Source organism: Jeotgalicoccus huakuii, from assembly GCF_036665975.1.
Lineage (GTDB): Bacteria > Bacillota > Bacilli > Staphylococcales > Salinicoccaceae > Jeotgalicoccus > Jeotgalicoccus marinus.
Genome location: NZ_JAVIYN010000005.1, coordinates 33,309 through 58,696 on the forward strand (window position 1 = coordinate 33,309; position 25,388 = coordinate 58,696).

General features: G+C 37.2%; 31 protein-coding genes and 1 other annotated feature. Of the genes, 7 read left to right on the forward strand and 24 right to left on the reverse strand.

Annotation, left to right across the window (positions count from 1 at the left end):
* Positions 1–64: 64 nt before the first annotated feature.
* From lepB to V6E76_RS03800, 12 genes are all read right to left on the reverse strand, one after another.
* Positions 65–595 (reverse strand): signal peptidase I, encoded by a 531-nt coding sequence (gene lepB, locus V6E76_RS03745; protein WP_026867387.1) that lies wholly within the window; start codon positions 593–595, stop codon positions 65–67.
* Between the two features lie 12 nt (positions 596–607).
* On the reverse strand, positions 608–1,222 hold the full coding sequence (locus tag V6E76_RS03750) for a TVP38/TMEM64 family protein (RefSeq protein ID WP_247350292.1): 615 nt from the start codon (positions 1,220–1,222) through the stop codon (positions 608–610).
* Between the two features lie 109 nt (positions 1,223–1,331).
* Positions 1,332–2,120, reverse strand: coding sequence for a tryptophan synthase subunit alpha (trpA, locus tag V6E76_RS03755; RefSeq protein WP_247350290.1), 789 nt, complete (start codon positions 2,118–2,120; stop codon positions 1,332–1,334).
* Positions 2,113–3,318 (reverse strand): tryptophan synthase subunit beta, encoded by a 1,206-nt coding sequence (trpB, locus tag V6E76_RS03760; RefSeq protein WP_247350276.1) that lies wholly within the window; start codon positions 3,316–3,318, stop codon positions 2,113–2,115. Before trpB ends, trpA begins: the two co-directional genes overlap by 8 nt.
* Entirely contained in the window at positions 3,311–3,925 is a 615-nt protein-coding gene (locus tag V6E76_RS03765) for a phosphoribosylanthranilate isomerase (RefSeq protein WP_247350274.1), read from the reverse strand. Before V6E76_RS03765 ends, trpB begins: the two co-directional genes overlap by 8 nt.
* Entirely contained in the window at positions 3,925–4,692 is a 768-nt protein-coding gene (trpC, locus tag V6E76_RS03770; protein ID WP_247350271.1) for an indole-3-glycerol phosphate synthase TrpC, read from the reverse strand. The genes V6E76_RS03765 and trpC overlap by 1 nt, the downstream gene beginning before the upstream one ends.
* Positions 4,692–5,717, reverse strand: a complete 1,026-nt coding sequence (trpD, locus tag V6E76_RS03775) for an anthranilate phosphoribosyltransferase (protein ID WP_247350267.1) — start codon at positions 5,715–5,717, stop codon at positions 4,692–4,694. The genes trpC and trpD overlap by 1 nt, the downstream gene beginning before the upstream one ends.
* 267 nt (positions 5,718–5,984) lie before the next feature.
* Positions 5,985–6,173 (reverse strand) — a binding site (T-box leader).
* Between the two features lie 135 nt (positions 6,174–6,308).
* Positions 6,309–7,553 carry a Glu/Leu/Phe/Val family dehydrogenase gene (locus V6E76_RS03780; RefSeq protein ID WP_026867380.1) on the reverse strand — a complete coding sequence of 415 codons (1,245 nt, stop codon included), beginning with the start codon at positions 7,551–7,553 and terminating at the stop codon, positions 6,309–6,311.
* A 60-nt stretch (positions 7,554–7,613) separates the two neighbouring features.
* A complete protein-coding gene (locus tag V6E76_RS03785) occupies positions 7,614–8,816 on the reverse strand; it encodes an ornithine--oxo-acid transaminase (RefSeq protein ID WP_026867379.1) in 1,203 nt (400 codons plus the stop codon).
* 261 nt (positions 8,817–9,077) lie between these two features.
* A complete protein-coding gene (gene ygs, locus V6E76_RS03790; protein ID WP_026867378.1) occupies positions 9,078–9,455 on the reverse strand; it encodes a S1 domain-containing post-transcriptional regulator Ygs in 378 nt (125 codons plus the stop codon).
* 179 nt (positions 9,456–9,634) lie between these two features.
* Positions 9,635–9,856, reverse strand: a complete 222-nt coding sequence (locus V6E76_RS03795) for a hypothetical protein (protein ID WP_499797709.1) — start codon at positions 9,854–9,856, stop codon at positions 9,635–9,637.
* A 187-nt stretch (positions 9,857–10,043) separates the two neighbouring features.
* The gene (locus V6E76_RS03800; RefSeq protein WP_247350264.1) at positions 10,044–10,634 is read right to left on the reverse strand and encodes a peptidylprolyl isomerase; all 591 of its coding nucleotides are present in this window, start codon (positions 10,632–10,634) and stop codon (positions 10,044–10,046) included.
* Between the two features lie 208 nt (positions 10,635–10,842).
* Between V6E76_RS03800 and V6E76_RS03805 the strand changes: the two genes are divergently transcribed.
* Genes V6E76_RS03805 through mnhG form a run of 7 tightly spaced genes read left to right on the forward strand, consistent with a single transcriptional unit; the run spans position 10,843 to position 16,687 of the window.
* Positions 10,843–13,242 carry a Na+/H+ antiporter subunit A gene (locus tag V6E76_RS03805; RefSeq protein WP_247350261.1) on the forward strand — a complete coding sequence of 800 codons (2,400 nt, stop codon included), beginning with the start codon at positions 10,843–10,845 and terminating at the stop codon, positions 13,240–13,242.
* Positions 13,226–13,693: a Na(+)/H(+) antiporter subunit B gene (locus V6E76_RS03810; protein WP_247350258.1), complete on the forward strand. Its 468-nt coding sequence runs from the start codon at positions 13,226–13,228 to the stop codon at positions 13,691–13,693. The genes V6E76_RS03805 and V6E76_RS03810 overlap by 17 nt, the downstream gene beginning before the upstream one ends.
* Positions 13,693–14,034 carry a Na(+)/H(+) antiporter subunit C gene (locus V6E76_RS03815; protein ID WP_026867373.1) on the forward strand — a complete coding sequence of 114 codons (342 nt, stop codon included), beginning with the start codon at positions 13,693–13,695 and terminating at the stop codon, positions 14,032–14,034. The genes V6E76_RS03810 and V6E76_RS03815 overlap by 1 nt, the downstream gene beginning before the upstream one ends.
* A complete protein-coding gene (locus V6E76_RS03820) occupies positions 14,024–15,517 on the forward strand; it encodes a Na+/H+ antiporter subunit D (RefSeq protein ID WP_247350254.1) in 1,494 nt (497 codons plus the stop codon). Before V6E76_RS03815 ends, V6E76_RS03820 begins: the two co-directional genes overlap by 11 nt.
* Positions 15,518–15,997: a Na+/H+ antiporter subunit E gene (locus tag V6E76_RS03825; protein WP_247350251.1), complete on the forward strand. Its 480-nt coding sequence runs from the start codon at positions 15,518–15,520 to the stop codon at positions 15,995–15,997. It begins immediately after the preceding gene.
* A complete protein-coding gene (locus tag V6E76_RS03830) occupies positions 15,994–16,293 on the forward strand; it encodes a Na(+)/H(+) antiporter subunit F1 (RefSeq protein WP_026867370.1) in 300 nt (99 codons plus the stop codon). Before V6E76_RS03825 ends, V6E76_RS03830 begins: the two co-directional genes overlap by 4 nt.
* A complete protein-coding gene (gene mnhG, locus V6E76_RS03835; RefSeq protein WP_035857165.1) occupies positions 16,271–16,687 on the forward strand; it encodes a monovalent cation/H(+) antiporter subunit G in 417 nt (138 codons plus the stop codon). The genes V6E76_RS03830 and mnhG overlap by 23 nt, the downstream gene beginning before the upstream one ends.
* Before the next feature lie 144 nt (positions 16,688–16,831).
* On the opposite strand, the gene V6E76_RS03840 is transcribed toward mnhG, so the two are convergent.
* The 12 genes from V6E76_RS03840 to V6E76_RS03895 form a co-directional block, all read right to left on the reverse strand.
* Positions 16,832–17,203, reverse strand: coding sequence for a PaaI family thioesterase (locus tag V6E76_RS03840; RefSeq protein WP_247350248.1), 372 nt, complete (start codon positions 17,201–17,203; stop codon positions 16,832–16,834).
* Entirely contained in the window at positions 17,196–18,686 is a 1,491-nt protein-coding gene (locus V6E76_RS03845; protein WP_247350246.1) for a leucyl aminopeptidase, read from the reverse strand. Before V6E76_RS03845 ends, V6E76_RS03840 begins: the two co-directional genes overlap by 8 nt.
* 12 nt (positions 18,687–18,698) lie before the next feature.
* Positions 18,699–19,022, reverse strand: coding sequence for a YuiB family protein (locus V6E76_RS03850; RefSeq protein ID WP_035857152.1), 324 nt, complete (start codon positions 19,020–19,022; stop codon positions 18,699–18,701).
* 66 nt (positions 19,023–19,088) lie between these two features.
* Positions 19,089–20,300, reverse strand: coding sequence for an NAD(P)/FAD-dependent oxidoreductase (locus tag V6E76_RS03855; protein WP_026867365.1), 1,212 nt, complete (start codon positions 20,298–20,300; stop codon positions 19,089–19,091).
* 115 nt (positions 20,301–20,415) lie between these two features.
* Positions 20,416–20,775 (reverse strand): HesB/IscA family protein, encoded by a 360-nt coding sequence (locus V6E76_RS03860; RefSeq protein WP_198687919.1) that lies wholly within the window; start codon positions 20,773–20,775, stop codon positions 20,416–20,418.
* 91 nt (positions 20,776–20,866) lie between these two features.
* Complete coding sequence (locus V6E76_RS03865; protein ID WP_026867363.1) at positions 20,867–21,106, reverse strand: DUF1450 domain-containing protein; 240 nt, start codon at positions 21,104–21,106, stop codon at positions 20,867–20,869.
* Positions 21,107–21,163: 57 nt separating this feature from the next.
* Positions 21,164–21,406 (reverse strand): NifU family protein, encoded by a 243-nt coding sequence (locus V6E76_RS03870; protein WP_135096050.1) that lies wholly within the window; start codon positions 21,404–21,406, stop codon positions 21,164–21,166.
* Positions 21,407–21,509: 103 nt separating this feature from the next.
* Positions 21,510–22,040, reverse strand: coding sequence for a biotin transporter BioY (locus tag V6E76_RS03875; protein ID WP_026867361.1), 531 nt, complete (start codon positions 22,038–22,040; stop codon positions 21,510–21,512).
* Positions 22,041–22,129: 89 nt separating this feature from the next.
* Positions 22,130–22,888 (reverse strand): TIGR01457 family HAD-type hydrolase, encoded by a 759-nt coding sequence (locus tag V6E76_RS03880; protein ID WP_026867360.1) that lies wholly within the window; start codon positions 22,886–22,888, stop codon positions 22,130–22,132.
* Positions 22,878–23,303: a DUF86 domain-containing protein gene (locus V6E76_RS03885; protein WP_247350243.1), complete on the reverse strand. Its 426-nt coding sequence runs from the start codon at positions 23,301–23,303 to the stop codon at positions 22,878–22,880. Before V6E76_RS03885 ends, V6E76_RS03880 begins: the two co-directional genes overlap by 11 nt.
* A gap of 60 nt (positions 23,304–23,363) precedes the next feature.
* Positions 23,364–23,669, reverse strand: coding sequence for a YutD family protein (locus V6E76_RS03890; protein WP_499797710.1), 306 nt, complete (start codon positions 23,667–23,669; stop codon positions 23,364–23,366).
* A gap of 67 nt (positions 23,670–23,736) precedes the next feature.
* Positions 23,737–25,320: a Na+/H+ antiporter NhaC family protein gene (locus tag V6E76_RS03895; protein WP_247350241.1), complete on the reverse strand. Its 1,584-nt coding sequence runs from the start codon at positions 25,318–25,320 to the stop codon at positions 23,737–23,739.
* Positions 25,321–25,388: the final 68 nt, after the last annotated feature.

The following is a 25,388-nucleotide window of genomic DNA, read 5'->3' on the forward strand; positions in this document are numbered from 1 at the left end:
CCATACCTCACTTTAAATAAAGGAGATATTAGTTAAACTAATATCTCCTTTTCTTAGATTCGACTTAAAAATCAATTGCTATTTCATTAAATGGCCAAAATCTTAATTGAACTTCGCCGATGATATCTTCTTCAGTAATCAGTCCAAAATCTCTAGAATCACGGCTAATCGGTCGATTATCACCGAGCACTAAATACTGCCCTTCTGGTATCGTTTCTTCTTCTACTCCAAGTGACTCAAGCGTAAAATTATCCATATATGTCTCGCCTTGATGGACAACATAGTCTTCCTCAATAGGTTCACCATTAACGTAGACTACTCTATCTCTCATTTCGACATTATCACCGGGTACACCAATAATACGTTTAACGTAGGCTGCATCATTATGAGAATCGAAGACTACAATGTCGTCTCTTTCTACATCAGCAATATCATAGATAAATTTATTTACAATTACCCTGTCTCCTTCTTCAAAAGTAGGATCCATACTTAAGCCATCTACTGAGTAAGTAGTGAATAAGAACATTCGTATCACAACAACCACGACAAGGGCGATAGCTATAGCAATTAACCATTCACGTATTTCTTTTAACACTGATGCCACCTCTTATTTTTCCTTTTTCTCTTTATTAATTTTTTTCTCTAGATACTTTTGATACCATTTTGATAGTACATAGAGCACTACAAGAAAGGCTAATGAAATTATAAGTTTCACTGGTGAATCAAAGAACGAGGTTACATCGTAACCGACCAATGTCATCGATAAAATCATTATAAATTTTGCTGCTAATAATATATATAAGTATACATCTCTTCTAATGTTAGATAAAGCAGTGATTACGTTGACAATAGACGAAGGTGTGAACGGTAAGCACAGCAATATAAATAAGAAGCTAAAGCCCCTATCATCCACAAACTTAAGCATCTTATTCAAACGATCATGCTTTTCAATATAGTTTTGAGCAGGTTCCCTAAAGATATGTCTAACGATTAAAAAGACCAGATAGGAACCGACTACGGATGCCGTATAGCTGACTAAGAAACCAACTACAACACCATATGAATTTATAGTTAAAATGACAATAACAACTAACGGTAAAAATGGTAAAAATGCCTCAAGCATGACAAGAAGAAAACCAAAAAGAATACCAAGCTGTTCAAATTGATCAAATAGTCTTTCAATACCTTGTTCTGTCGTTAAAAGTTCTATAATATCGTTCACGTTCAAATCTCCATTTTAAAGACTAAGAGACTATATATAATATATAGTCTCTTAGTCTTGGTATTAAATTATTTTGCTTTATTATAGCATTTATATTCATATTTTTTCTCTATTTTACACTTGAAATATACTTTTCAGGAATTAAATCCTTAATCTCTTCTCCCTTTTTATTATGCAGAAGTTCTACAATTTTTGAACCGACAATGACACCATCACAGTACCCGCCTAAGGCCTTTGCATTCTCTTTATTAGATATACCAAAGCCAGAACAAACAGGAATTGTGGCATATTTCTTGATTCTTTCAAGATTATCATATACTTCTTGACTATAGCCCGCTCTTTTTCCAGTTATACCATTGACAGCTACTGCATATATAAAACCTTCTGCCTCTGAAGCAATCTTTTTCAATCGCTCGTCCGACGTAGTCAATGTTACTAGCCTGATAATCGCTAAGTCGGAGTCAACAAGTGCGGATTTAAGTTCAGCTTCTTCATCTAACGGTAAGTCAGGAACAATCAATCCACTTACACCTGCTGCAACTGCATCTTCTTTAAAAGCTTCAAGGCCATATTTAAATATTGGGTTGTAATAAGTCATCAGTACATATGGAATATGAATTTCATCCTTGATTTCACTTAGCTTGTTCAAAATATCCTTTAAACTAACATTGCGTTCCAATGCACGCAGTCCTGCATCTTGAATGACCGGGCCATCTGCAGCTGGATCAGAAAAAGGCACACCAATCTCAATTAGATCCACACCAGAATCTTCGAGGATTTGAATTTGATTTAATAGTTGATCTAAGCCACCATCTCCAGCCATTAAATAAGCAATAAAAGCTTTATTACCATCCATATCAAGCTGTTTAAAAGTATCTCTTATTTGATGCTTAGTCATTTTTATTCATCCCTTCTAAGGCGTCTTTAACGAGTTGTACATCCTTATCCCCTCGACCTGATAAGTTAACAACAATAATTTCATCTTTAGGTAAAGTTGGGGCAACTCTAATCACATATGCTAAAGCATGGGAACTTTCTAGAGCAGGAATAATCCCTTCAGTTCGTGATAACTCCTGGAATGCATTTAATGCTTCTTGATCATTGGCGTATTCATATTTAGCTCGACCTATCTCATGCAAATAGCTGTGTTCAGGACCGATTCCTGGGTAGTCTAGCCCTGCAGAAATGGAATGTGTGCCTAGGAGTTGGCCGTTGTCATCCTGTAACATATGCATTTTTGCACCGTGTGCAATGCCGACTGAGCCCTTGTTAATTGCAGCCGCAGTTTCATCTGTGTCAATCCCTTTACCCGCAGCTTCTACACCGATAATTTCAACTACCTCATCTTCGATAAAGTTCGTAAACATGCCAATTGCGTTACTGCCTCCACCGATACAGGCAATGACTTTGTTTGGTAAACGACCTTCTTTTTCTAAGATTTGTTCTCTTGCTTCTTTAGAAATAATACTTTGGAAGTCACGGACAATTTCTGGGAATGGGTGTGGCCCTAAGGCTGATCCAATGACGTAATGCGTATCTTCCATATGTTGTACCCAGTAACGCATAGCTTCATTGACAGCATCCTTTAAGGTCTTCGTCCCTTGTTCTACCTTGATGACTTCTGCTCCAAGTAACTCCATTCTAAATACATTCAATTCTTGTCTCGCTGCGTCTTTGGCACCCATAAACACCTTACATTCTAAGCCTAATAGTGCTGCAATTGTTGCAGTGGCAACGCCGTGTTGACCCGCACCAGTTTCTGCAATGACTTTTGTTTTCCCCATGTATTTAGTCAAAAGACCTTGTCCGATTGCATTGTTAATCTTATGTGCGCCAGTATGATTTAAGTCTTCCCTTTTTAAATATATTTTTGCGCCACCTAGTTTTTCAGTTAAGCGCTCAGCATAGTATAGTGGGTTTTCTCGTCCTACATATTCCTTCATTAAATAGTCAAATTCCTTTTGGAAGTCTGGATCTTGTTTGGCCTTTTCATAAGCAGCTTCCAATTCTTCTAGTGTTGCAACAAGTGACTCTGCGACGTAGGCCCCACCGAACTGACCAAACTTACCCTTGATTTCTTTTATAACTTCATTCATTTTCTACACCTCTTATATTATTTATAAATTCTTTTACTTTTCTTAAATCTTTCTCACCATTTGTTTCGACACCACTTGAAACATCTACCAATGTGGGTCTTGCTGCTTTAATTGCCGCTTTGATATTGCCTGGATTTAAGCCACCTGCGAGTGCAAACCTGTTTTTGTCTATTTCAGCTTGAGGTAAGCTTGACCAATCAAAGGCCACCCCACTTCCACCGTAGTAGGTCTTACGTGGACTATCGATTAAAATATAATCAGCTGGATAAGAAAATTTTTCTTTATAAGTGATTACGGAATCAGATGGAAATGCTTTGATTGCTCTCTCTTTGTATTTTTGTACCAAATCAACTGATTCATCACCATGAAATTGTATATAATCCAATCCACTTGCTAAAGCTAGCTTAAGCTCTTCTTCAGTCGGATTCACAAACACACCCACTGTTTTAGTTGAATAACTTTTTAAAGCTGATGTGATCGATTTGGCTGTTTCAAAATCAATTTGTCGCTTACTCGGGGCAAATACCATACCTATAAAATCTGCTCCAGCCTCAGTTATAGCTAGAGCCTCTTCTGTATTTTTAATGCCACATATTTTAACTTTCACTAAGTTTGCCCCCTTTTTAGTTCTCTGACCTTGTCCACAATATTATCTGCTTTCATTAGAGACTCCCCGACTAAAATACCACTTGCGCCGGCCTCTAACATTGCGCTTGAATCTTTTCCATTTTGTATACCGCTCTCAGCAATAAAATGAGTATCCTTACGTCCACTTTTAGCAATCAAATTTTTAGAATTGTTGATATCAACTTTAAATGTTTTTAAATCCCTGTTGTTAATACCAATAATTTCTGGTGAAATTTTAAGTGCACGTTGAAGCTCTGATTCATCATGTACTTCAACAATGACACTAAGATCTAAGGATTTTGCATAATCATAGAGTGTCTGTAAACTTGCATCATCGAGAATTTTGACAATGAGGAGAATTATATCAGCACCATTGTTATAAGCAGTTGAAATTTGACGCTTATCGATAACAAAGTCCTTATTAAGAATTGGCTTTTGAATCACTTTTGAAATTTCATACATATCATCGTAGGTGCCTTTAAAGTATTCACTTTCCGTTAAAACACTGATGGCATCAGCTCCACCTTCAACATAACTTTGTGCTTGTTCTATTGGATTCATTGATGTATTGATTTCACCTTTTGAAGGTGAAGCACGTTTAACTTCTGCTATTAGAGCGATATCATCTTGAATTTTAAGTACGTTCACAAAGTCTACTGGTTTTTCTCTTTTAATTATTTCTACATGTTCTGGAAATTCTTTCAAGGCTTTCTTTTTCACATCGACTAATGTGTCTAAAATTGTCATTACACTAACACCTCGTGATTTTTTCTAACTGCTTCAAGTGTTTGATATGCTTTGCCACTTTTTATAATTTCATTTGCTAACTCAATGCCTTCGTCGATCGACTCAACTTTTTCTGCTACATAGAGTGCAATGCCTGCATTTAAGGTAATGGTTTCTGTCTGAGCTTTTGTACCTTTATTGTTTAGGATATTGATTAGAATCTCTTTATTCTCCTCACCATCGCCACCTTTGATATCGTCTTTTGAACATAGTGTCAGTCCATAATCTCTTGGGTCGAGTTCTACTTCTTTAAAGGCGCCATCTCTTAAGAATACAAGGTGATTCTTCCCTAGTAAGGTTGCTTCATCCATATTTCCTGCACCGTTAATCACAACTGCATTTTTTCTACCTAGACGATGGAGTACTTTAGCAATTGTCATCAATTTATTTCGGTCATATACACCTAAAAACTGATAACTGAGATTAATGGGACTAATACATGGACCAATGAAGTTAAATACTGTTGGTGTCTTGATCATTGATCTTACTTTCATAATCTGTTTCATCTTGGGGTGTACATGCGGTGCACTTAGGAATGAAATACCGATATCATTTAACTCACTCGCCACTCTTTCGCTGTCGAAATTCAAATCAACACCAAGTTGTCTAAGTACATCCGAACTACCTGTTTTACTTGTTATGCTCTTGTTACCATGTTTGGCAATAGTGACTCCGGCGCTCGCGAGTACAAAGGCTGACGTGGTTGAAATATTAAAGCTCTCCGAGCGATCTCCACCAGTACCACAATTGTCCATTGCCTGTCCGTTAAAGTCCGGAATATCATTTGCATGACTTATCAATACCTCTGCAATTGCTGTGATTTCATCTTCCGTTTCACCTTTCTCACTTAAGGCTACAATGAATTGTCTTAGTGCTTCATCTGAAACTTTCTCATCGAGAATTTCTGTGAATAATTGATACATTTCGTCATATGTTAAGTCTCTTTTTGCTGATACTTTGTTTAATGCTGTAGTTATCATTGTCATTTTTACTTCCTCCTTAAATTAAAAAAGTCCCCCATGACAAAGTCATGGAGGACGATTAACACCGTGGTACCACCTCAATTGAAGCTATGCTTCACTCTAATGGATAACGGCATGACCCGAACAGTATTGTTTAGATTCCACTTCGTCAGTAAGTCTTGTTCCCGGTTTCCACCATCCCGGTTCGCTGTTAACAACAAATTACTGCTACTATATCCAACTGCTAATATTTAATTAAAACAAAAAAGCTCTCCGCACTTAATATATAATATTAAGGACGGAGAGCCGCGGTGCCACCTATATTGACCGATAGAATCGATCCACTCGTTTAGTTATAAAATTTAATAAATTTTGTTATTACTCCAGAAGTCCATTCGCACATGCGATTTACCGGTTCTCACCACCACCGGCTCTCTTAAAAATCGGTATATGTTACTAATCTTCTGTTAATTTGATTATCATACTATCAACTAATTTTTGATTTGGCAAGTATAAAAATCAATATTTTTTTAAAATAGATATAAAAATAGTCCGTAAACTATCCTTACAACAACAAAGATAGCCTACGGACTTTAACAATTATTTAAGTAATATTTACGCCCAACCACGGTAGCGTGAAGCTTCTGCTGTACGTTTTAATCCAACGATATAAGCTGCTAGTCTCATGTCGATTTGGCGATTTTCATGGAGTTCATAAATTTCGTTAAATGCTGAAACTAATTTTTCTTCCATTTTTTCGTTTACTTCTTCTTCAGTCCAGTAATAACCTTGGTTATTTTGAACCCATTCGAAATAAGATACAGTAACCCCACCTGCAGACGCAAGTACGTCCGGTACTATAAGTACGCCTCTATCAGTTAGAATACGTGTCGCTTCTGTCGTTGTCGGTCCGTTTGCAGCTTCACATAAAATTTTAGCTTTAATCTTATCTGCATTAGCTTCTGTAATTTGGTTCTCTATTGCTGCTGGAATAATAACATCACAGTCTAATTCGAATAGTTCAGAGTTTGATAGGACATCATCAAATAAGTTCGTCACCATACCAAAACTATCACGACGTTCTAAAAGATAGTCAATGTCTAAACCATCTGGGTCATGTAAGGCACCGTGTGCATCGGAAATTCCTACGATTTTCGCGCCTCTATCGAAGAGGAATTTAGATAAGAAACTCCCGGCGTTACCAAAGCCTTGAATGACAATGCGAATATCATCAATCTTCATATCACGTTTTTTCAGCGCTTCTTCAAGACACACAACAACACCTAGGGCTGTTGCTCTGTCACGTCCTTCTGATCCGCCTAAGACAAGCGGTTTACCTGTAATAAATCCAGGTGAATTAAACTGGTCAATGGCACTGTACTCGTCCATCATCCATGCCATGATTTGAGAGTTTGTAAATACGTCAGGTGCAGGAATATCTTTTGTCGGTCCAACAATTTGAGAAATCGCACGAACATATCCCCGTGACAATCTTTCAACTTCATCCATACTCATCTCACGCGGATCACAGATGATGCCACCTTTACCTCCACCATAAGGTAGGTTAACAATACCTGCTTTTAAAGTCATCCACATTGATAATGCAGTTACTTCGTCTTCAGACACACCAGGGTGGAAACGGACCCCACCTTTTGTTGGTCCTACAGCATCGTTATGCTGTGCACGAAAACCAGTAAATACTTTAACTGAGCCATCGTCCATCTTAACAGGGATACGAACTTTTAATGAACGCATTGGCTCCTTGATTAATTGGTACATATCATCGTTATAACCAAGTTTATCTAACGCTTCTTTAATGACACTCTGTGTTGATTCAACTAAACTGATTTCTTCTGACATTTTATCCGCCTCTTTTTGTAACTGTTTTCATACAATTGTATTGTATCATAAAGAAATATTTTAGAAAGCATCTTCCGAGAAAACTTTCTTCACTTTTTCCACTGCCCAGTCTAAATCCTCTTTTGATACGACTAAAGGTGGCGCGAATCTAACGACAGTACCATGTGTTTCCTTACAAAGGACACCTTCATCTTTTAACAATTCACAAAAACGACGCGCTGACTTATTTAATTCTAAGCCTATAAATAGACCCTTACCTCTTAAGTCCACTATGGCTTCATGATCGATTTCCTTTAACTTGTTAAGCAAGTACTCACCGAGTTCCTGTGAACGCTCTGGCAATTTCTCATCAATTAAAACATTCAAGGCCGCTTGAGACACTCGTGCTGCCAGAGGGTTTCCTCCGAATGTAGAACCGTGTGATCCTTCATCAAGCACACCGAGGACTTCATCGTCACCGAGGACAACTGATACTGGTAAAACTCCACCGCCTAAAGCTTTTCCTAGAATATACATATCAGGTACAACTTCATCCCAGTCAGTCGCAAACATTTTACCTGCACGGCCAAGGCCCGCTTGAATTTCATCGGATATGAATAAGACATTATTTCTATCACATATTTCTCTAACTTTTTTCAAGTAACCTGCAGGTGGAATATTCACGCCTGCCTCACCTTGGATTGGCTCTAGTATTACTGCTGCTGTATTGTCAGTAATCGCATCCTCTAGTGCCTCTGGGTCACCATAATTAACGAGCACAAAGCCTTCACCTTCAGGTCCGAAATCCTTACGGTAAGCTGCTTCAGAAGACATGGACATTGGAATAAGCGTACGCCCGTGGAAATTACTCTTCATCGCAATAACTTCTGCTTGATTTGATGCTACCCCTTTGACTTGATAAGCCCATCGTCTTGCCACTTTGATTGCAGATTCAACAGCCTCAGCACCTGTATTCATCGGTAACACTCTGTTTTTCCCTGATAATTGGCTAAGTTGCTCATACCATTCACCCAAGCAATCCACGTGGAAAGAACGTGAAGTTAAGGTCACCTTATCTGCTTGATCCTTAAGTGCTTGAATAATCTTAGGATGACGATGCCCCTGGTTTACAGCAGAATAAGCACTTAGCATATCTAAATACTTATTACCTTCAGGGTCCTTTACCCATGAACCTTCTGCCTCTGAAATTACTATCGGTAGTGGTTTATAAATATCCGTATCGTGTTTTTCTGTCGCCTTAATAATATCTTGTGTTTTTGTCATATTAATCCTCCTTAAATGTTTAAAATCTCTCATAATATACAGAATTTTTACATCTCTTATTTACATAATGACTGTGATTAACATATTTAGCAAGCTTTTTATTTACTCAGTTAAGTGCTTATAAACCAACGTTTGAAAACGTATACATTACAACGATATTTTATACTTTACTAAACCATATTACTAAACGAATTTATAAGCAAACTGTGTATAAATATTCTCAAAATAAAAAGGACCTGCATAGCAGATCCTTAATATTACTTATTCGTTCATGCGGGCTAATGCCTCGTTAATCCAACCTGGCATTCTCTCTTCAATAGATTGAAAGCCGTACGCTTCGGTATCTTTAATCTTCTCCAATACTGAACGCTTATCTCTTTTTTTCTCTTCGTTCTTAAAGTATTCATTTTCTTTCAACGATAAACTAATTTTTCCATTGTTATCGATGCTAACAATTTTCGCTTTAACAATCTGTCCTTTGGACAGGTATTGATTCACATCGTGAACATAATCGTTCATCACTTCAGAAATATGGATCAGACCATCGCGATTATCAGGAGTTTTGACAAAAGCACCGTACGACTGAATACCAGTAACTTTGACTTTTACGAACTGGCCAACTCGGTATTTTTTTGCCATGATATCCCTGCTTTTTCTGTATTAATCATAATTATCTTAACACAAGTATTTAAAACAACCAAAAAAACCGTGTAAAAATCTTAAATTTAAGATTTTTACACGGCACACGCCACTTCCGAGTCTAATTTCGCTCGAAGTCATATCATATGTAAGTCACTTCAATATTTTTAAGGCTGAATCTAGTTCTTGTTGTTTCTCTCCTGCTCTTCGTGTTCTAGTCTTTCAAGAACCTTTTCTTCAAACTCTTTCATTTTTTCCTCTTCATTACGAGAATATTTTTTGACGAGTTTATAGACGATAAACGCCAAGAGCATAAATATTAAGAGCATTATTAGTGCAGGAATATATTCTGTTTTATCTTCAGGAAAATATAAGAATGGCATCATCTTTAAATCACTCACCTTCACATTGCTTAGTATATCAGAGTGATTTATTAAATAAAGATAGTAATAATGACTAATTTGTGATAGTTTTTTTCTACATTTTATTAACACACTAAATAAAAAAGAAGACCTTAGTACGCCTTCATTATTGAAGAGCTATACTAAGATCTAAACTTTAAACACTTATATATTTTAAAAATCTACCTTACTCTGTGATTTCAATCGTTTCAATAACGACATCTTCTACAGGTTTATCTTGTCTTCCTGTTTCAACAGCTGCAATTTTTTCAATTACATCCATACCTTCAATAGCATGTCCAAATACTGTGTGACGGTGGTCTAACCAAGGCGTCCCACCATTTAAACGGTAGCTTTCTATAATTTCAGCAGGATAACCTGCGCCTTCTAATTGAGATAGCATGTCTGATGGCACATCTTTTAATTGAACAATGAAGAACTGAGACCCATTTGTGTTCGGTCCAGCATTCGCCATAGATAAAGCGCCGTATAAATTGAATGCCTCCATTGAAAACTCATCTTCAAATGGTTGACCCCAAATACTTTCTCCACCCATGCCTGTACCAGTTGGGTCACCACCTTGAATCATAAAGTCTTTGATTACTCTGTGGAAAATTAATCCATCATAATAATTGTTTTTTGCATGTGTCACAAAGTTCTCAACTGTTTTAGGTGCAACATTATTAAATAATTTTACAGTGACGTCACCCATATTTGTTTTGATAACTGCTTTTGTTTCACCTTCTAAAATTTCACTTGTTAGCTGTGTGTATGCCATTAAAAAGGCCTCCCAATAAAGTTTTATAAATTTCAATTACAGTGTATTAAAAATGAAATTATTTCACTTTCATTTTTAAGTGCTTTTCTAATTCCATCCATATATACAGTATAAAGTACTTATTCATAATTTCAAACGGTATGCGTTTATTTTATATAATTATTATTGTATACTAAATTAATATAATATCGTTTGAGGAGGATACACTTTGACATTTATACACATAGCTATATTTTTACCTGTCATAGCAGCAATCGCGATTGCTATTATCTACAGGTATGTTAAAGATGTACATCTCGGCTGGTTTGTTCTACCCGTTCCTGCTGTGATTGCTGCATATTTATTTTCACTTATACCCACAGTGTCGACTGATGGACCAATTCATCAAACTTTAAACTTGATGCCGAGAATCGGTATGAATTTTGATGTATACATAGATGGACTTGGACTATTGTTCGCCATTTTAATTTCTGGTATAGGTGCACTAGTGGTTTTATATTCAATTGGTTATTTGTCAAAAGAAGAGAAGCTTGGCAATTTTTACGTCTACCTACTTATTTTTATGACTGCCATGCTAGGAGTTGTCTTAAATGACAACGTCTTAATGCTTTACTTCTTTTGGGAGCTAACTTCAATTTCCAGTTTTCTATTAATTGCATTCTGGTACACGAAAGATAAGTCAATATACGGGGCACAGAAGTCCATGCTGATTACTTTCTTTGGTGGATTTATGATGCTTGGTGGTTTTATTGTTCTGTACATTATTACAGGCACCTTCAGCATTAGAGAAATGATTGGTAATGTCGATCTAATCATCGATAGTAATCTCACACCCATTGCAGTTGTTTTAATCTTACTTGGTGCCTTTACTAAATCAGCACAATTTCCATTTTATATCTGGTTACCAGATGCGATGGAAGCACCGACTCCAGTCAGTGCCTACCTTCACTCAGCAACTATGGTTAAAGCTGGCCTTTACCTCGTTGCTAGGTTTACACCAGTGTTTGCCTTTAGTGAGCTTTGGGTGTGGATCATATTACTCGGCGGACTGATTACACTGGTTTGGGCGTCGTTCAACGCTATCAAGCAAGATGATCTTAAAGGTGTGCTTGCCTTTTCTACAGTCTCTCAGCTCGGACTTATAATGAGTTTACTCGGTGTGGGTGCACTTGCAGTAGCGACTGGTGCAAATGAGGAAATATTTACAGTCGCTGTCGTTGCAGCTGTTTTCCACATTATTAACCACGCAACTTTCAAAGGTTCTCTGTTTATGGTAGCGGGTATTCTCGACCATGAAACAGGTACACGTAGCATTAGAAAACTTGGTGGTCTATTAACACTCATGCCAATCTCATTTACGATGACCTTGGTTACAGCACTTTCAATGGCTGGTATTCCACCATTTAATGGATTTTTATCGAAAGAGTTATTCCTAGAAGCGATGTTTGAGATTAGTCATGCAAACTTTAGCGCCTTAGCTGATTGGAGTGTACTATTCCCAATCCTAGCAATTGTAGGTAGTATCTTTACATTCGTTTATTCACTTAAACTCATTCATGGTGTCTTCTTTGGAGATAGAAGTTATGACACTCCAAAAGAACCACACGAAGCACCAGCTTTACTCTTAATTTCACCAATTATCTTATCTGCTTTAGTGATTATTTTCGGACTATTCCCAAATGTCCTGTCAGGTACGATTATTGACCCAGCAGCTATGAGTATTTTAGGCACAGATACTGCCTTAGACACACACATTTCACACTGGTACGGTTTTAATAACCCAGCATTATGGGCAACAGTCGCTATTATCGTCATCGGTGGAGTCATGTATATCTTCAGAAATAGCTGGATGTTTATATATGACTATCATAAAGAACATTTCACTCTTAATTATTTATATGATCAAGGACTACTGTATAGTCAACTCGGTTCTAAAAAAGCAACCGATGGAGTAATGACTGGCTTCTTTAGAGATTATATGGTTTATATCTTTGGATTCTTCGTTCTATTTAGTATCATTACAACATTCTTTACAGGTCTTCCAATCACATTCGATGACTTTGCAGATGTTGGTATCCAGGATATGGTTCTCGTGATCATTATCTTGATTTCTCTAGCTATCATTATGATGACGCGTTCACGCATGGTTTCAATCATCATGTTAGGTGCAATCGGCTTCTCTATGGCCTTGTTCTTTGCCTTCTTTAGAGCACCGGATCTTGCCCTGACGCAGTTATCTATAGAAACAGTTACGACGACCTTATTCCTAGTATGTTTCTATCATTTACCGAAAAAGTCTAAGCATGAAGAAACGATTAAATTTAAATTTACCAACTTTATTATTTCAGTTGGTGTTGGTGCTGTCGTTATCCTCTTTGGACTATCGGCGTACTCAAACAGATTGTTTGAGTCTATCAGCCAATTCCACATTGAAAACGTTTATGAGCTCGCTGCTGGCGGTAACATGGTCAACGTTATTCTTGTTGACTTCCGTGGTTACGATACCCTCATGGAAACATTAGTATTTGGTATTGCCGGCATCGGTATATATGCATTAATGAAAGCAAAAGTAAAAGGAAAGGATGATAATAATGAAGAGCACGCTTAAGAGAGCTGGCTATAGTAAGGTCCAACGTCAGATGAACGATGTGTTCATTCAGTTTACGGGCAGAGTAATATTTTTAATCATATTACTCTTCTCAGTAAACATGTTTTTGGCTGGACACTATGAACCAGGCGGCGGCTTCGTCGGTGGTCTACTCGCAGCTTCAGCAGTCATCCTTCTATTGATTGCTTTTGATTTCGAGACTGTAAGAAAAATGATTCCGATAAACTTCCATCTAATCATCAGTATCGGTCTATTTCTAGCTATTGCTGTACCGACAGCCTTGTATTTCTTTGGAGTACCTTTCTTCACCCATCAACATACGTATATCAATGTTCCTATATTCGGGGAAGTTGCACTACACACAGCTGTCGCTTTTGATATCGGTGTATTCATGACAGTAGCTGGAACAGCACTGTTAATCGTATCCCTAGTTGGGGGGATGGATGACTAATGGAACTTGTTACTATAATCTTATCTGGCATATTAATTGCTAGTGCAACATATTTAATATTGTCTAAAAGTGTTTTAAGAATAATTATTGGTATATCAATACTTTCACATGGTGTGCATTTAATGATTTTAACTATGGGTCAACTGAAACGGGGTAATGTTCCTGTACTCGATGACTCTGTCTCGACTTACACAGACCCACTCCCCCAGGCCTTGATACTGACAGCCATTGTAATCTCATTTGCACTGACATCATTTAGTCTGATCTTGCTCTTAAGAAACTATAAAGAGCTTGGTACGGATAACACAGAAGATATGAAAGGAGTTCCTCATGGCGACTAACATTTTACCTATGCTCCCAATCATTCTTCCATTCTTTGCTGGTGTCATAATGTTGTTCATGGGCAAACGTCCTATTCCACACAGAATAGTCTCAGCAATTACCAGTGCCCTAATGGTTGGTATTAGCGCATATAGTATATATTACGTATTTAAGAACGGTGCGATGGTGACCTTTATAAGTAATTGGTCCGCACCATTTGGAATCAGTGTTGTCTATGACATGGTCGCTGCATTGTTAGTACTGACAACATCGATTATCTTATTTTTCACAGTTGTTTACTCTTTCCAGTCCATAGGCTATGAAAGAGAAAAATATTACTATTATCCAATGGTCATGTTCATGATCACAGGTATTATTGGTGCGTTTACGACAGGTGATATCTTCAATATGTTCGTCTTCTTTGAAGTGTTCCTCTTAGCATCTTATGTACTTATTACACTCGGTAATAGAAAGATTCAATTGCAGGAAGGGTTTAAATATTTCGTTGTTAACGTTGTATCTTCAAACTTCTTCTTAATTGGTTTAGCTTATCTCTACTCAATCACTGGTTCATTGAATATGGCTGATATTCAGATAAAGCTATCCAATTATGATGGTAATTTAGCTGTCATGACCTTAGTTGCAGTAGTATTCATATTTGTTTTTGCAACAAAAGCAGGACTATTCCCGCTGTATTTCTGGATGCCAGGTTCTTATAATGCACCACCGATTCCTATCATTGCTTTATTTGGTGCACTATTAACTAAAGTTGGTATTTATGCGATAGCTAGAACATTTTCACTGTTCTTCCAACACGATGTCGGTTATACCCATCAAGTGCTACTATTACTTGCCTTGTTAACCATCATCGTAGGTTGTATTGGTGCTTTAGCTTACACTGATATGAAAATGGTCATCATCTACAATATTATGATTGCCGTCGGTGTGATCGTTGTTGGCTTTGCTATGATGGATGAAGCTGGATCAATCGGTGCGATGTATTATCTAATACACGATATGATCATTAAGGGCGCCCTATTCTTACTTGTTGGTTTCATCATCTACAGAACTGGTAAGAATAATTCAGAAGATATAGGTGGCTTAATTAATAGTCACCCAGTTGTTGGTTGGACTTTCTTTATTGCTGCCCTATCACTTGCTGGTGTGCCGCCCTTACCAGGCTTTTACGGTAAGTTGTTCATCGTAGAGTCAGCTTTCCTTAACGACCACGTTATAGCAGCAATTATCGTCTTATTATCAAGTCTGATTGTCCTATTTAGCATTATGAAGTTATTCATCAATGTATTCTTTAGAGAACCAAGAGAAGGTCTTGAGCTTAGAGATATCAAATCAGATAAACTACTCTTCTCAGCAGTCGGACTTGTAGTCGTTTCAATCGTGTTTGGTTTATCAGCAGATTTTCTTTACCCAGTATTTGAAATGGCTGCCGAATCATTCTTCGATCCGTCATCATATTCTAACTACTTGATGGAGGTGGAATAAATGTCATTTCAACTATTAGTAAACATCATTTTAGCTTTTCTATGGATGTTCATGAATGCTGACATGTCTGTTGGAACCTTTGTCACTGGTTACTTAATCGGCTTGGTTGCAGTATATTTATTTAGAAACTTCTTACCAGGTAGATTCTACTTACGCCGTTTGTACTTAATGATTAAACTACTGTTTATCTTTATAATAGAACTTGTCAAAGCGAATATTGATGTTGTAAAAATTGTGATGTCACCAAAAATTGACATCCATCCCGGTTTCTATGCATATCCAAATGATTTAGAAGAAGAATGGGAAGTTGCTTTACTTTCGACATTAATTACCTTAACTCCAGGTACAGTCGTTGTTGCGATATCAGATGACTACTCCATTATTTACATTCACGGCCTAGATATGGATGATGCGGATGAGGAAATTGATAACATTAAAGCTGCTTTTGAAAATGTAATAAAAGAGGTGGCTCAACCATGACATCATTTGTATATATTATCGTAATCTTTTCAATTATCGTATTTGCGATCACTATGCTTGGTATGTTGTACAGAACAATTAAAGGACCTACACTTCATGATAGAGTTGTCACACTTGATGCATTTGGGGTAACCTTGATGGGAATGATTGGTCTATTATCCATCGTCTTAGAAACAACCTATCTCTTACCTATAATTATGCTAATCGGAATGGTTGGTTTTATCGGTACAGTTGGCTTTGCTAAATTCCTAGAGAAAGGTGTGATCATCGAAAATGATAGAGATAATAATAGTTAGTCTCATTACAATCTTTCTAATCGGTGGTGCCTTTTTCACAGCAGTAGCAGCCATTGGCGTGATTCGTTTACCTGATACCTATACTAGAATCCATGCCGCTTCGAAAAGCTCGACACTAGGTGTCGGTATGACATTGATCGGGGTATTTATCTACTTTGCTTACTATCAAGCAGAAATCGAAACCCAGCTGATATTAGCGATTATATTCATCTTCATATCTGCACCTGTTGGTGCCCATATGATTGCCAGAAGTGCCTTTCACTCCGACGTTGAACCTTACAAACTCACCATTCTTAATGAATTGAAACGAGATGAGACAGGTTCAGAGATTGAGACCGAAGAGCATGTCAGACTTAAAATCGAACGTAGTAAAGACAAAGAACTCGACGATTAAAGTATATGCCTGCATAACATCTTTACAGATGTCGTGCAGGTTTTTTTATTTTACAGGTAGATGTCGGAGCTCATTGACCGGTAAACATAAAAATCCCCCTTTAGCTGTACAGTTACAGCTAAAGGGGGATTTCAATCTTATATATTATTTTTGTCTTACTGCCATGGTACATCTAGAAACTGCAACTAAATCATCTGCATCATCTGTAATATCAATTTCCCAAACCTGCGATGATTTACCTGCATGTCTCAACACTGCTTTAGCAATTAAAGTGCCTTGTCTCTTTGCTTTTAAGTGATTAATATTAAGCTCCATTCCGAATGCAATTTGATTATCTTCAATTTGATGACTGGCACCTATACTGGCAGCAGTTTCTGCTAGAACTGCATTAATCCCTCCATGAACAAAACCAAAGGGCTGTAGTGTATCTGATGTTATTTCCATACCGATACAACATGTACCGTCTTCTACCTCTAAGACATTGATGCCAAGAAGTTCAATCAATCCTTTACTCATATAGTGTCCCTGATTCGATTAAATCAACAATTGTTCTAATCATTACACCAGTTGAACCTTTTTTACCAAATGGTGTCACACTAGTACTATTACTTGAACCTGCAATATCAAAGTGAATCCATGGTGTGTTTTCAGTGAATTCTTTAATGAAGGCAGCAGCAAATGATGCGCCGCCTGGTTTAAAGTCGGCATTGATTAAATCAGCTATATCTGACTTTCTCACACGTTTTTCTTCATGCTCTGAAAGTGGTAATTGCCATACATCTTCACCTGTGACTTTACTACTGATTAACAAGTTATTCATCACTTTTCTATCGACATCCGTAAATATTCCTGTACGATATTCACCTATCGCTTGGACAACGGCACCTGTTAAAGTTGCAAAGTCCATCATTACTTTTGGCTGATACTCTTTTGCGGCATAATAAACAGCATCAGCTAGTACTAAGCGACCTTCTGCATCTGTATTTGACACTTCTACTGTTTTACCTGATAAAGATTGATACACATCGTCAGGACGCATGCCATTACCATCTACCATGTTTTCTGCTAACGCAAGTACTGCGACAACATGTACTGGTAAGTCGAGTTTGGATACAGCTTCAATCATCCCCACTACATTTGCAGAACCGCTCATATCGAATTTCATTGAACGCATGCCATTACGACTCTTCAATGAATAACCGCCACTGTCATAAGTAATCCCCTTACCGACGAGTACGATAGGCGCGTCAAATTTTGCATCCGGGTGCTTATATTCAATCGTTACAAGACGAGGTTTTCTTTGTGAGGCTTTACCGACTGCTGTCAATAAACCAAAACCTTCTTGGGTTAAGGTGTCAAAATCTTTTACCTCACCCTTAACATGAGGGTGATCTTTAAAGTTATGAGCTAAGTAATCCGCATAACTTTCTGGATATAATAAGTTTGGTGGCATCGTTGCAAAATTTCTAGCTAAGTTAATACTAGAACCCACTTTCTCACCGTGTTCGAAGTATTTAGTGACATCGTGTTCTGTAACAAGTGTAAGCGTTAAACCTTCACTGAACTGTTGTTTACTGTCTGAAGTATAGCCGACTGGTTCGTAGGTACTTACCTTTGCCATTAAACCGATAGCATCTGCAACTTCAGCAGCTTCGAAAGCGAATGTATCCAAAATAATTTGAGCCTTGTTATCCTTTTCTTTTTCCATGAACTGAAATACATTACCAAGTGCTTCCTGGACTTTTAGCACCGTCAATTGACTAGCATCACCGAGTCCAACTGCAACAACTTTTCTGTATTCTCTTTGAATTGTTACGCCTGTCTTTGTTACCTTATTCAACTTAGTTGATAGCACATTCGCTGTAATAATTTCCTTAGTTAATCCATTTAACAAAGTATCGAGTTCTGCAAAATTTTTCATGTCTTCAACATTTTCTGGTAAACCAATGACAATTACTGAATCATCAGCCACATAACTCTCTTCAAATTTCACTTTCATAAAAAGATCCCCCTAGAACATTTGATAACCTGCTTTTCTTAAATAACGAATCGTCATCCCTGCAAGTATGATGCCGATTAAGCCTGAACCTAAGATGATGATATCGTAAATAGAGATGCCAATAATATTACTCCAAAGCGTATTAAACGATTCTCCCGGACTACTTATGTAATCAAATAATGAAACTCTACCTATAATCCAAAGAACAATTACAGGATAAACAACCGCCATAATCCATGTCATTTTTAAAATCATGTTCAGTATAAAACTAATTCCGTAAAATAAAACGAAATATAGTAATACAGATATAAATAACTGAACGACATTCATTGCCATATATGTTTCCTCCAAAAAAATAAGCATGGGCATTATATATACCCATGCATAATGCTAACTTTTAACTTACATGAATTTACCTTTAGTCGCAGCCAGTGCAAGGCCACCGATTTTGAACACTGCACGTGTGTCGATGACTTTCTTCATGAAAGCAGCTGGTTTACCTTTAATTTCTTTACCCATAACAACACCGATACCATCTTTAGAACCTAAAGAACATACAGTACCTTTGTCATCGTATACAAACGGTTCTTTCTTATCACCATCTAAACTCAATTTAATGTTCTTAGCAGTGTGTTCACCTAATTGCATTGCGATTTGAGCTGTTGTTGGGTAAGGACGTGCATCCTTACCTGTGCCGTTCATTACCGCTGCAACGTCACCGATTGCATAAATATTGTCATATCCATCTATAGTTAAATCGTTATTAACTACAATTCTTCCACGTTTCACACCTTCAAACGATTCTTCCATTAATTTAGAACCACGTACACCTGCAGTCCAGATTACGCTTGAAGCTTCAATTTGCTGTTCTTGATCATTCACTTTAACAACAAAACCTTTATCATTAGCAGCAACAATCGCTGTACCAAGCATGAATTCAACACCACGTTTTTCTAAGAAGTCAACTGCGTGCTGAGTTAACTCATCAGAGAACATTGGTAACATTGTAGGCATTGCCTCAACACAAGTAATCTTGACATCATTGTAATCTATACCGTGTGCTTTACATAATTCAGGTAGAGTTTCGACAAGTTCACCTAAGAATTCAACGCCAGTAAATCCAGCACCACCCACTAAGATAGCGAGGTCTCTCTTATCTTGACTCGTCTTATAGTTGATGAAGTTTTTCTCAATTTCTTCACGAGCTTTTACTGCAGATTGAGGACTGACGATAGTTTCAGCATATTCATCCATGCCTTCAATACCAAATGACTCACTTTCAAAGCCAAGTGATACAACTAAAATATCAAAGTCAAATTCACCTTGGTTCGTTTGAACAACTTTGTTATCACGATCAATCTTAGTCACTTCTGCAGGCACAAAACGTACTTTCATATTATCAACAACTTTAGCAATCGGATAAACTCCGTCTTCCCAGTTCATTGATCCCGCTGCTGTTTCATGCAACCAAGTTGATTCATAATGATATTCATTTTTGTTGATTAATGTGATATCAGCTTCTTGTACACTGAGTAGTTTTTGTAGTTTAGTTACAGTTGATAATCCAGCGTAGCCCGCACCAAGTACGAGAATTTTTTTTCTTTCAAAACTCATTTTTATTTTCCTTCCTACAAGCGTAATTTGTTGTGCAAGAATTATTTATATATATCATGCATACCAGTTACAATATTAGCACTATACCGCAATAATTCAAGCGTTTTCCTTGATTTTAGCAGTCTGCTGGCGCACCCGCATTCGTCTTCGTTCTAAAGGAAGATCCGCAGCCACAAGACAAGCTCGCATTTGGATTTTCAATCGTAAATCCGCCGCCGACTAACGATTGTTTAAAGTCGATTACGGTACCATCTACAACAGGTAAATCGAATTTATCTACAAGCATTTTCACACCGTAGTATTCGTATACTTCATCTCTTTCTCCTATATTCGTTTCAGCAGCCATTCCATAAGTAAGCCCTGTACAACCACCACCCTGTACTTTAAAACGGAGGTAGCCGTCAGCCATATCATTAGCTTCTAGCATATCTTTAACTTCATATGCCGCACTCTCAGTCAATGTTACTGTGGACATAAAATCACTCCTCTTTAAATACTATTACCACAAGTTTTTATAATTTAATTATACTACAGTCATTTTAGCTACACCAATCAACCGTTTATAATTATAGATCTCTATTATTCTTCTCTATTCTTTTATATGCCTTTTCTAACAACTGCTCTTTAGTTTTAGCAGAGACAATCTCTCCATCTATCAAAACAAAGAATGTCTTAGAACATAAGCCGCAATTGTTTGTGCACTCATAATCCACCACATCAATTGCAAGATCCTGGTCTAAAGCACGATAAACATCCTCAGTTCCTTTTTGCATATTTGCATTACAAAATTCTGCTATTGTAAACATAAAAACACCTCACCATACAATAAAAAAACTGGAGACACGAGCGTCTCCAGTTGCAAGTTAAAATACTTGTTCGATCTCTACAAAGCCTGGTACTTCTTCAAGTAACGCACGTTCGATACCCGCTTTTAGAGTAATCGTTGAGCTAGGGCATGTCCCACATGCACCAAGCAATCTAAGCTTAACAATACCATCTTCTACATCAACGAGTTCAACGTCTCCGCCGTCACGAAGTAGAAATGGACGCAATTTATTCAGTACCTCTTCGACTTGTTCGTACATAGTATCTTGACTGACTGCCATATAAGTTCACTCCAATCAATTAATAAGCCTCTCCTACTAGCAACTATTATAAGGGATTTACTCATAAACATCCATCAATTGAAAGTCTGAATTTTTTATCTTACTATGCAAGTCTTAAGCCTCGATTTTCTAATGTCCGCGCTAAGGCGACTGTTACAATCGCTAGGGCAATGTCCTTAATTAGGAAAGGAATCACCGTAACGAAAAGAATTTCAAGAAATGCCATCGGTGTATTTAGAACGACACCCATAACAAAAGCAAAGTAAGATGTACCAAATAAGAAGACTACTGCCATCCCTAAAAGCGTCCACATAAACATAGTTATAAATGATTTTTCTTTAGCCAGTCCAAAAATTAACACTGCGGGTATATACCCTAAAATAAATCCAAATGTTGGTGAAACAAAGGCGCCTAAACCTGCAGCTCCCGCAAAAACAGGTACACCAAGTAGACCAATTAATGTATATATAATCAAACTAACGACGCCTGTTTTTGTGCCCAACAATAAGCCACAAAGTATCACCATAGGCAACTGTAAAGTAAAAGGCACTGGGCCAAGGGGTATTTTAATTTGTGCAGCAATTGCAATGAGGCCAACAAATAGAGCAGCCTGAACAAGTTGTTTTGTCTTCATTCTATTTTCCTCCACCTATATCGATAGAGCTAGTTTATCAGAAAAAAGCACTAATGTTAACCCTTAATTTTAAAGGTTAACATTAGTGCTTATAACTGCCATTCACTTAAATTATCTATTAGATGTGTCGGAACTTTATTACGTGATTTAACATCTTTTGTACTATGGACACCTGTGTTCACATGAATCGTATCTACCCCGCCATTGATACCTGTCAAAATGTCGGTATCATAATTATCCCCAATCATCGCGACATCTTTTTTATTAAGTTTGAGTTGAACCAAGGCACCTTCTAAAATAAATTTTTCAGGTTTACCGATAATCGTTGGGTCTACACCTGTTACATCACTGACTAGTTTCACAAAGGCACCATTACCAGGTGAAAATCCAAAATGGCTCTTGATTTTCTGGTCAGGATTCGTCGCTAAAAATTTAGCACCATTTTGAATTAACCTGCATGCTTGAATAATCTTGTCGTATGTAATCGTTGGATCAAGGCCCATTACAACCACATCGACTGCTTCATCTGTCAGCTCTGCAACTTCTTCTAGTGTAGCTTTAAAGCTATCTGTACCAATGACAAATACCTTAGGTGCTTTATAATGTTCCTCTATATATTTCGCCATCGCCATAGCAGAAGTATAAATATGATGCGTAGAGGTTTTAAAACCCAGAACATCAAATTTTTCTTGCAATTCATTTTTACTTCTCGTCGCATTATTTGTTAAGAATAAGTAAGGCAGTTTTTCTTCATTCAAACGATCTATAAATTCCCTTGCACCATCAATGACCTCGTCTCCATTAAACATCGTTCCATCAAGATCAATCAAATAACCCTTATACATCATCTGTCGAAAAAGCTGTTACAGCTTGAGGATCAGTTTTTCTGAAGTGTTCAAAACTTGCCTTAAAATTTTTGTAGGCATCAATGTTATCAAGGAAATCACGTTTCATACTTTGATGGTCAATATCCGTATAATTTCTAGTTAACTCTGTACGCCATTTTAAGGTATTTTTAAATTTCAATGCATCATTAATATCGATGACTTTCTCTTGTTCCATTATGTCAATAACATCCTGATAGCTACCAGGATCTCTTAAGATAAAAGCATCAATGATCATATTCCCGACATCAACAGTCGCTTCAATCAACATCTGACACGTGCGTTCCAAGGCAAGTTTGTCGTCTGTGTCTACTAATTTCGACATCTCTTCAATATAAGCTAAACGCTTATTTAATAACGTTTTATCTACAAAATACATAAGTCACCTCATCTAATCTATTCGTATTAATCATATCATAGAAAAAGAAGAAGCTAAGGTTTACACCTCCGCTTCTTCACCATTTTCTTCATTCTGTGTCTTCAATTCTGCCTTAGTTACTTTTCTTAAAATAAAGTAAGCACATCCAAAGTTGCAGTATTCATTTAAATATTCTTGGATTGTGTCTGCTCTTTTATCCGGCTCTATTTTACGTTTAGAAGATCGATAAAAACCAGCAAGCCTTAATTTTTCATAACCAATATCGCCGACGATATAGTCATATTTATTTAGTAGTTCACTATACTTTTCAACAAAGACCTCTTCATCAAATGCATCGCGGTAATTTTCCACGAGTTCAAAGTTCATATGACCAATGGTAATCACATTGACACATCCTTTACCTATAATAACTCTATTTTACCACAGTTATTTCTTATGTGGTTTCTTTAGATACAGGTCTGTAGATGAATTTTACAACAATAAATACGACGATTAAACATGCAAGTAAACTTAGTAGTGCTAGACCAACACTAAGTGTTGTCCCGAGTACAACAAAGGCAACTAGCCCGATAACAGCTGATAAAATGGCATAAGGTAACTGGGTCATTACGTGAACGATATAGTCCGCCCCGGAGCCAGTTGCTGATAGAATTGTCGTATCAGAAATTGGTGAACAGTGATCACCAAATACCGCACCAGCTAGTACAGCTGCAATTGATGGTAATAATAAATCAGTTGCATTTAATGAAATCATAATTTCGCCTGCAATTGGAATTAATATACCAAATGAACCCCAGCTTGTTCCCGTTGCCATAGCCATAATACATGCAACAATAAAAATGACGGCAGGAACAAGTGAAACGGGCAGGTTAGAACTTTCAACCATACCTCCGAGCACATCACCTGTTCCGAGTTCAGTAATTAAACCACCAATCATCCAAGCGAAAGTTAAGACTAACATTGCTGGAAACATTGCAAGGAACCCTGTTTTAATTCCTAAAAGTACTTGTTTAGATCCAAAGTTATCATCGTTCTTTGTATGTCCAATATAGTAAACTAGAGCTAAAGCTAGCCCTACAAGACCACCAATTACTAATGAGTGGGTAATCATCATATTCTCCAACATATCGATTAAGGTCCAAGAACCGGCCGCAATCCCCCCAGAGATGAACATGCTTGCAATAACAGTTATTGCTAAACCGATGATTGGTACTGTTAATGCTTTAGCACTGGAGCCTTCATGAACTGGGAGGTCGTCTTCTTCAGTTGCCATATCAGGTACCTTATCCCTTAAAATACCTTCGTTAATGGCTAAGTCTTCTTGTTTTCTCATCGGACCAATATCGAACTTAAAAATAATAACGAAAAGCATAATTGCCATTGCAGCAATGACATAGAAGTTCATTGGCACCATATACATAAAGCTTTGGAAAGGAGAAATATGTTCTAGACCAGCACTGACTAACAATGGAGCTGTCATACCCATAATACCCGCACCCCAACTTGAAATTGGAACCATTATAGATACTGGAGAAGCTGTTGTATCAACCAAGTATGCAAGCTTTGCTCTAGAAATTTTAAATTTGTCCGTGATGGGTTTGGCAACTTGACCAACAATTAAAGAACTAAAGTAATCATCTATAAAAATAATAACGCCTAAAAGTCCGGTAATAAGACCCGCTCCACGTCTAGTTTTAACTTTCGTTAAGGCCCATTCCGTAAAGGCTTTTGCACCGCCTGACATGTTCATAAATGCAGTCATAATACCAAGTAATGTTAAAAAGATTAAGATGAAGGCGTTCCATGTGTTTAAACCACCATCTTCAATAAATATTGCTAAAAATGAGTCGATTAAAATTTGGAAGAACTCACCAAAGTGCCCACCAGCAATAACGAAAGCAGCAGTCACAATTCCGGCACCTAAACTGATACTGACTTTTCTAGTTATAATAACTAAGATCAGTGTGAGTAAAGGTGGGACCAAGGGCATGTATTCCCAACTTAAAAAAGATTCCATATGTATTTCCTCCTAAAAATTTCAAATAAAAAAAACCATAAACACGCTATTATGTACGCATTTATGAT

What these genes read in the sequence shown, in the direction of transcription:
- V6E76_RS03830 (WP_026867370.1), top strand. Translation starts at nt 15,994, where the DNA reads ATGACATCATTTGTATATATTATCGTAATCTTTTCAATTATCGTATTT.
- V6E76_RS03850 (WP_035857152.1), bottom strand. Translation starts at nt 19,022, where the DNA reads ATGGCAATGAATGTCGTTCAGTTATTTATATCTGTATTACTATATTTC.
- V6E76_RS03780 (WP_026867380.1), bottom strand. Translation starts at nt 7,553, where the DNA reads ATGTCAGAAGAAATCAGTTTAGTTGAATCAACACAGAGTGTCATTAAA.
- V6E76_RS03800 (WP_247350264.1), bottom strand. Translation starts at nt 10,634, where the DNA reads ATGGCATACACACAGCTAACAAGTGAAATTTTAGAAGGTGAAACAAAA.
- V6E76_RS03855 (WP_026867365.1), bottom strand. Translation starts at nt 20,300, where the DNA reads ATGAGTTTTGAAAGAAAAAAAATTCTCGTACTTGGTGCGGGCTACGCT.
- V6E76_RS03820 (WP_247350254.1), top strand. Translation starts at nt 14,024, where the DNA reads ATGGCGACTAACATTTTACCTATGCTCCCAATCATTCTTCCATTCTTT.
- ygs (WP_026867378.1), bottom strand. Translation starts at nt 9,455, where the DNA reads ATGGCAAAAAAATACCGAGTTGGCCAGTTCGTAAAAGTCAAAGTTACT.
- trpC (WP_247350271.1), bottom strand. Translation starts at nt 4,692, where the DNA reads ATGACAATTTTAGACACATTAGTCGATGTGAAAAAGAAAGCCTTGAAA.
- V6E76_RS03895 (WP_247350241.1), bottom strand. Translation starts at nt 25,320, where the DNA reads ATGGAATCTTTTTTAAGTTGGGAATACATGCCCTTGGTCCCACCTTTA.
- trpA (WP_247350290.1), bottom strand. Translation starts at nt 2,120, where the DNA reads ATGACTAAGCATCAAATAAGAGATACTTTTAAACAGCTTGATATGGAT.
- V6E76_RS03815 (WP_026867373.1), top strand. Translation starts at nt 13,693, where the DNA reads ATGGAACTTGTTACTATAATCTTATCTGGCATATTAATTGCTAGTGCA.
- V6E76_RS03845 (WP_247350246.1), bottom strand. Translation starts at nt 18,686, where the DNA reads ATGAAAGTGAAATTTGAAGAGAGTTATGTGGCTGATGATTCAGTAATT.
- V6E76_RS03785 (WP_026867379.1), bottom strand. Translation starts at nt 8,816, where the DNA reads ATGACAAAAACACAAGATATTATTAAGGCGACAGAAAAACACGATACG.
- V6E76_RS03865 (WP_026867363.1), bottom strand. Translation starts at nt 21,106, where the DNA reads ATGTTTACAATAGCAGAATTTTGTAATGCAAATATGCAAAAAGGAACT.
- V6E76_RS03810 (WP_247350258.1), top strand. Translation starts at nt 13,226, where the DNA reads ATGAAGAGCACGCTTAAGAGAGCTGGCTATAGTAAGGTCCAACGTCAG.
- V6E76_RS03825 (WP_247350251.1), top strand. Translation starts at nt 15,518, where the DNA reads ATGTCATTTCAACTATTAGTAAACATCATTTTAGCTTTTCTATGGATG.
- trpB (WP_247350276.1), bottom strand. Translation starts at nt 3,318, where the DNA reads ATGAATGAAGTTATAAAAGAAATCAAGGGTAAGTTTGGTCAGTTCGGT.
- V6E76_RS03860 (WP_198687919.1), bottom strand. Translation starts at nt 20,775, where the DNA reads ATGTCCACAGTAACATTGACTGAGAGTGCGGCATATGAAGTTAAAGAT.
- V6E76_RS03875 (WP_026867361.1), bottom strand. Translation starts at nt 22,040, where the DNA reads ATGAAGACAAAACAACTTGTTCAGGCTGCTCTATTTGTTGGCCTCATT.
- trpD (WP_247350267.1), bottom strand. Translation starts at nt 5,717, where the DNA reads ATGACAATGATAACTACAGCATTAAACAAAGTATCAGCAAAAAGAGAC.
- mnhG (WP_035857165.1), top strand. Translation starts at nt 16,271, where the DNA reads ATGATAGAGATAATAATAGTTAGTCTCATTACAATCTTTCTAATCGGT.
- V6E76_RS03890 (WP_499797710.1), bottom strand. Translation starts at nt 23,669, where the DNA reads ATGAACTTTGAACTCGTGGAAAATTACCGCGATGCATTTGATGAAGAG.
- V6E76_RS03870 (WP_135096050.1), bottom strand. Translation starts at nt 21,406, where the DNA reads ATGGCAGTCAGTCAAGATACTATGTACGAACAAGTCGAAGAGGTACTG.
- V6E76_RS03880 (WP_026867360.1), bottom strand. Translation starts at nt 22,888, where the DNA reads ATGATGTATAAGGGTTATTTGATTGATCTTGATGGAACGATGTTTAAT.
- V6E76_RS03840 (WP_247350248.1), bottom strand. Translation starts at nt 17,203, where the DNA reads ATGAGTAAAGGATTGATTGAACTTCTTGGCATCAATGTCTTAGAGGTA.
- V6E76_RS03885 (WP_247350243.1), bottom strand. Translation starts at nt 23,303, where the DNA reads ATGTATTTTGTAGATAAAACGTTATTAAATAAGCGTTTAGCTTATATT.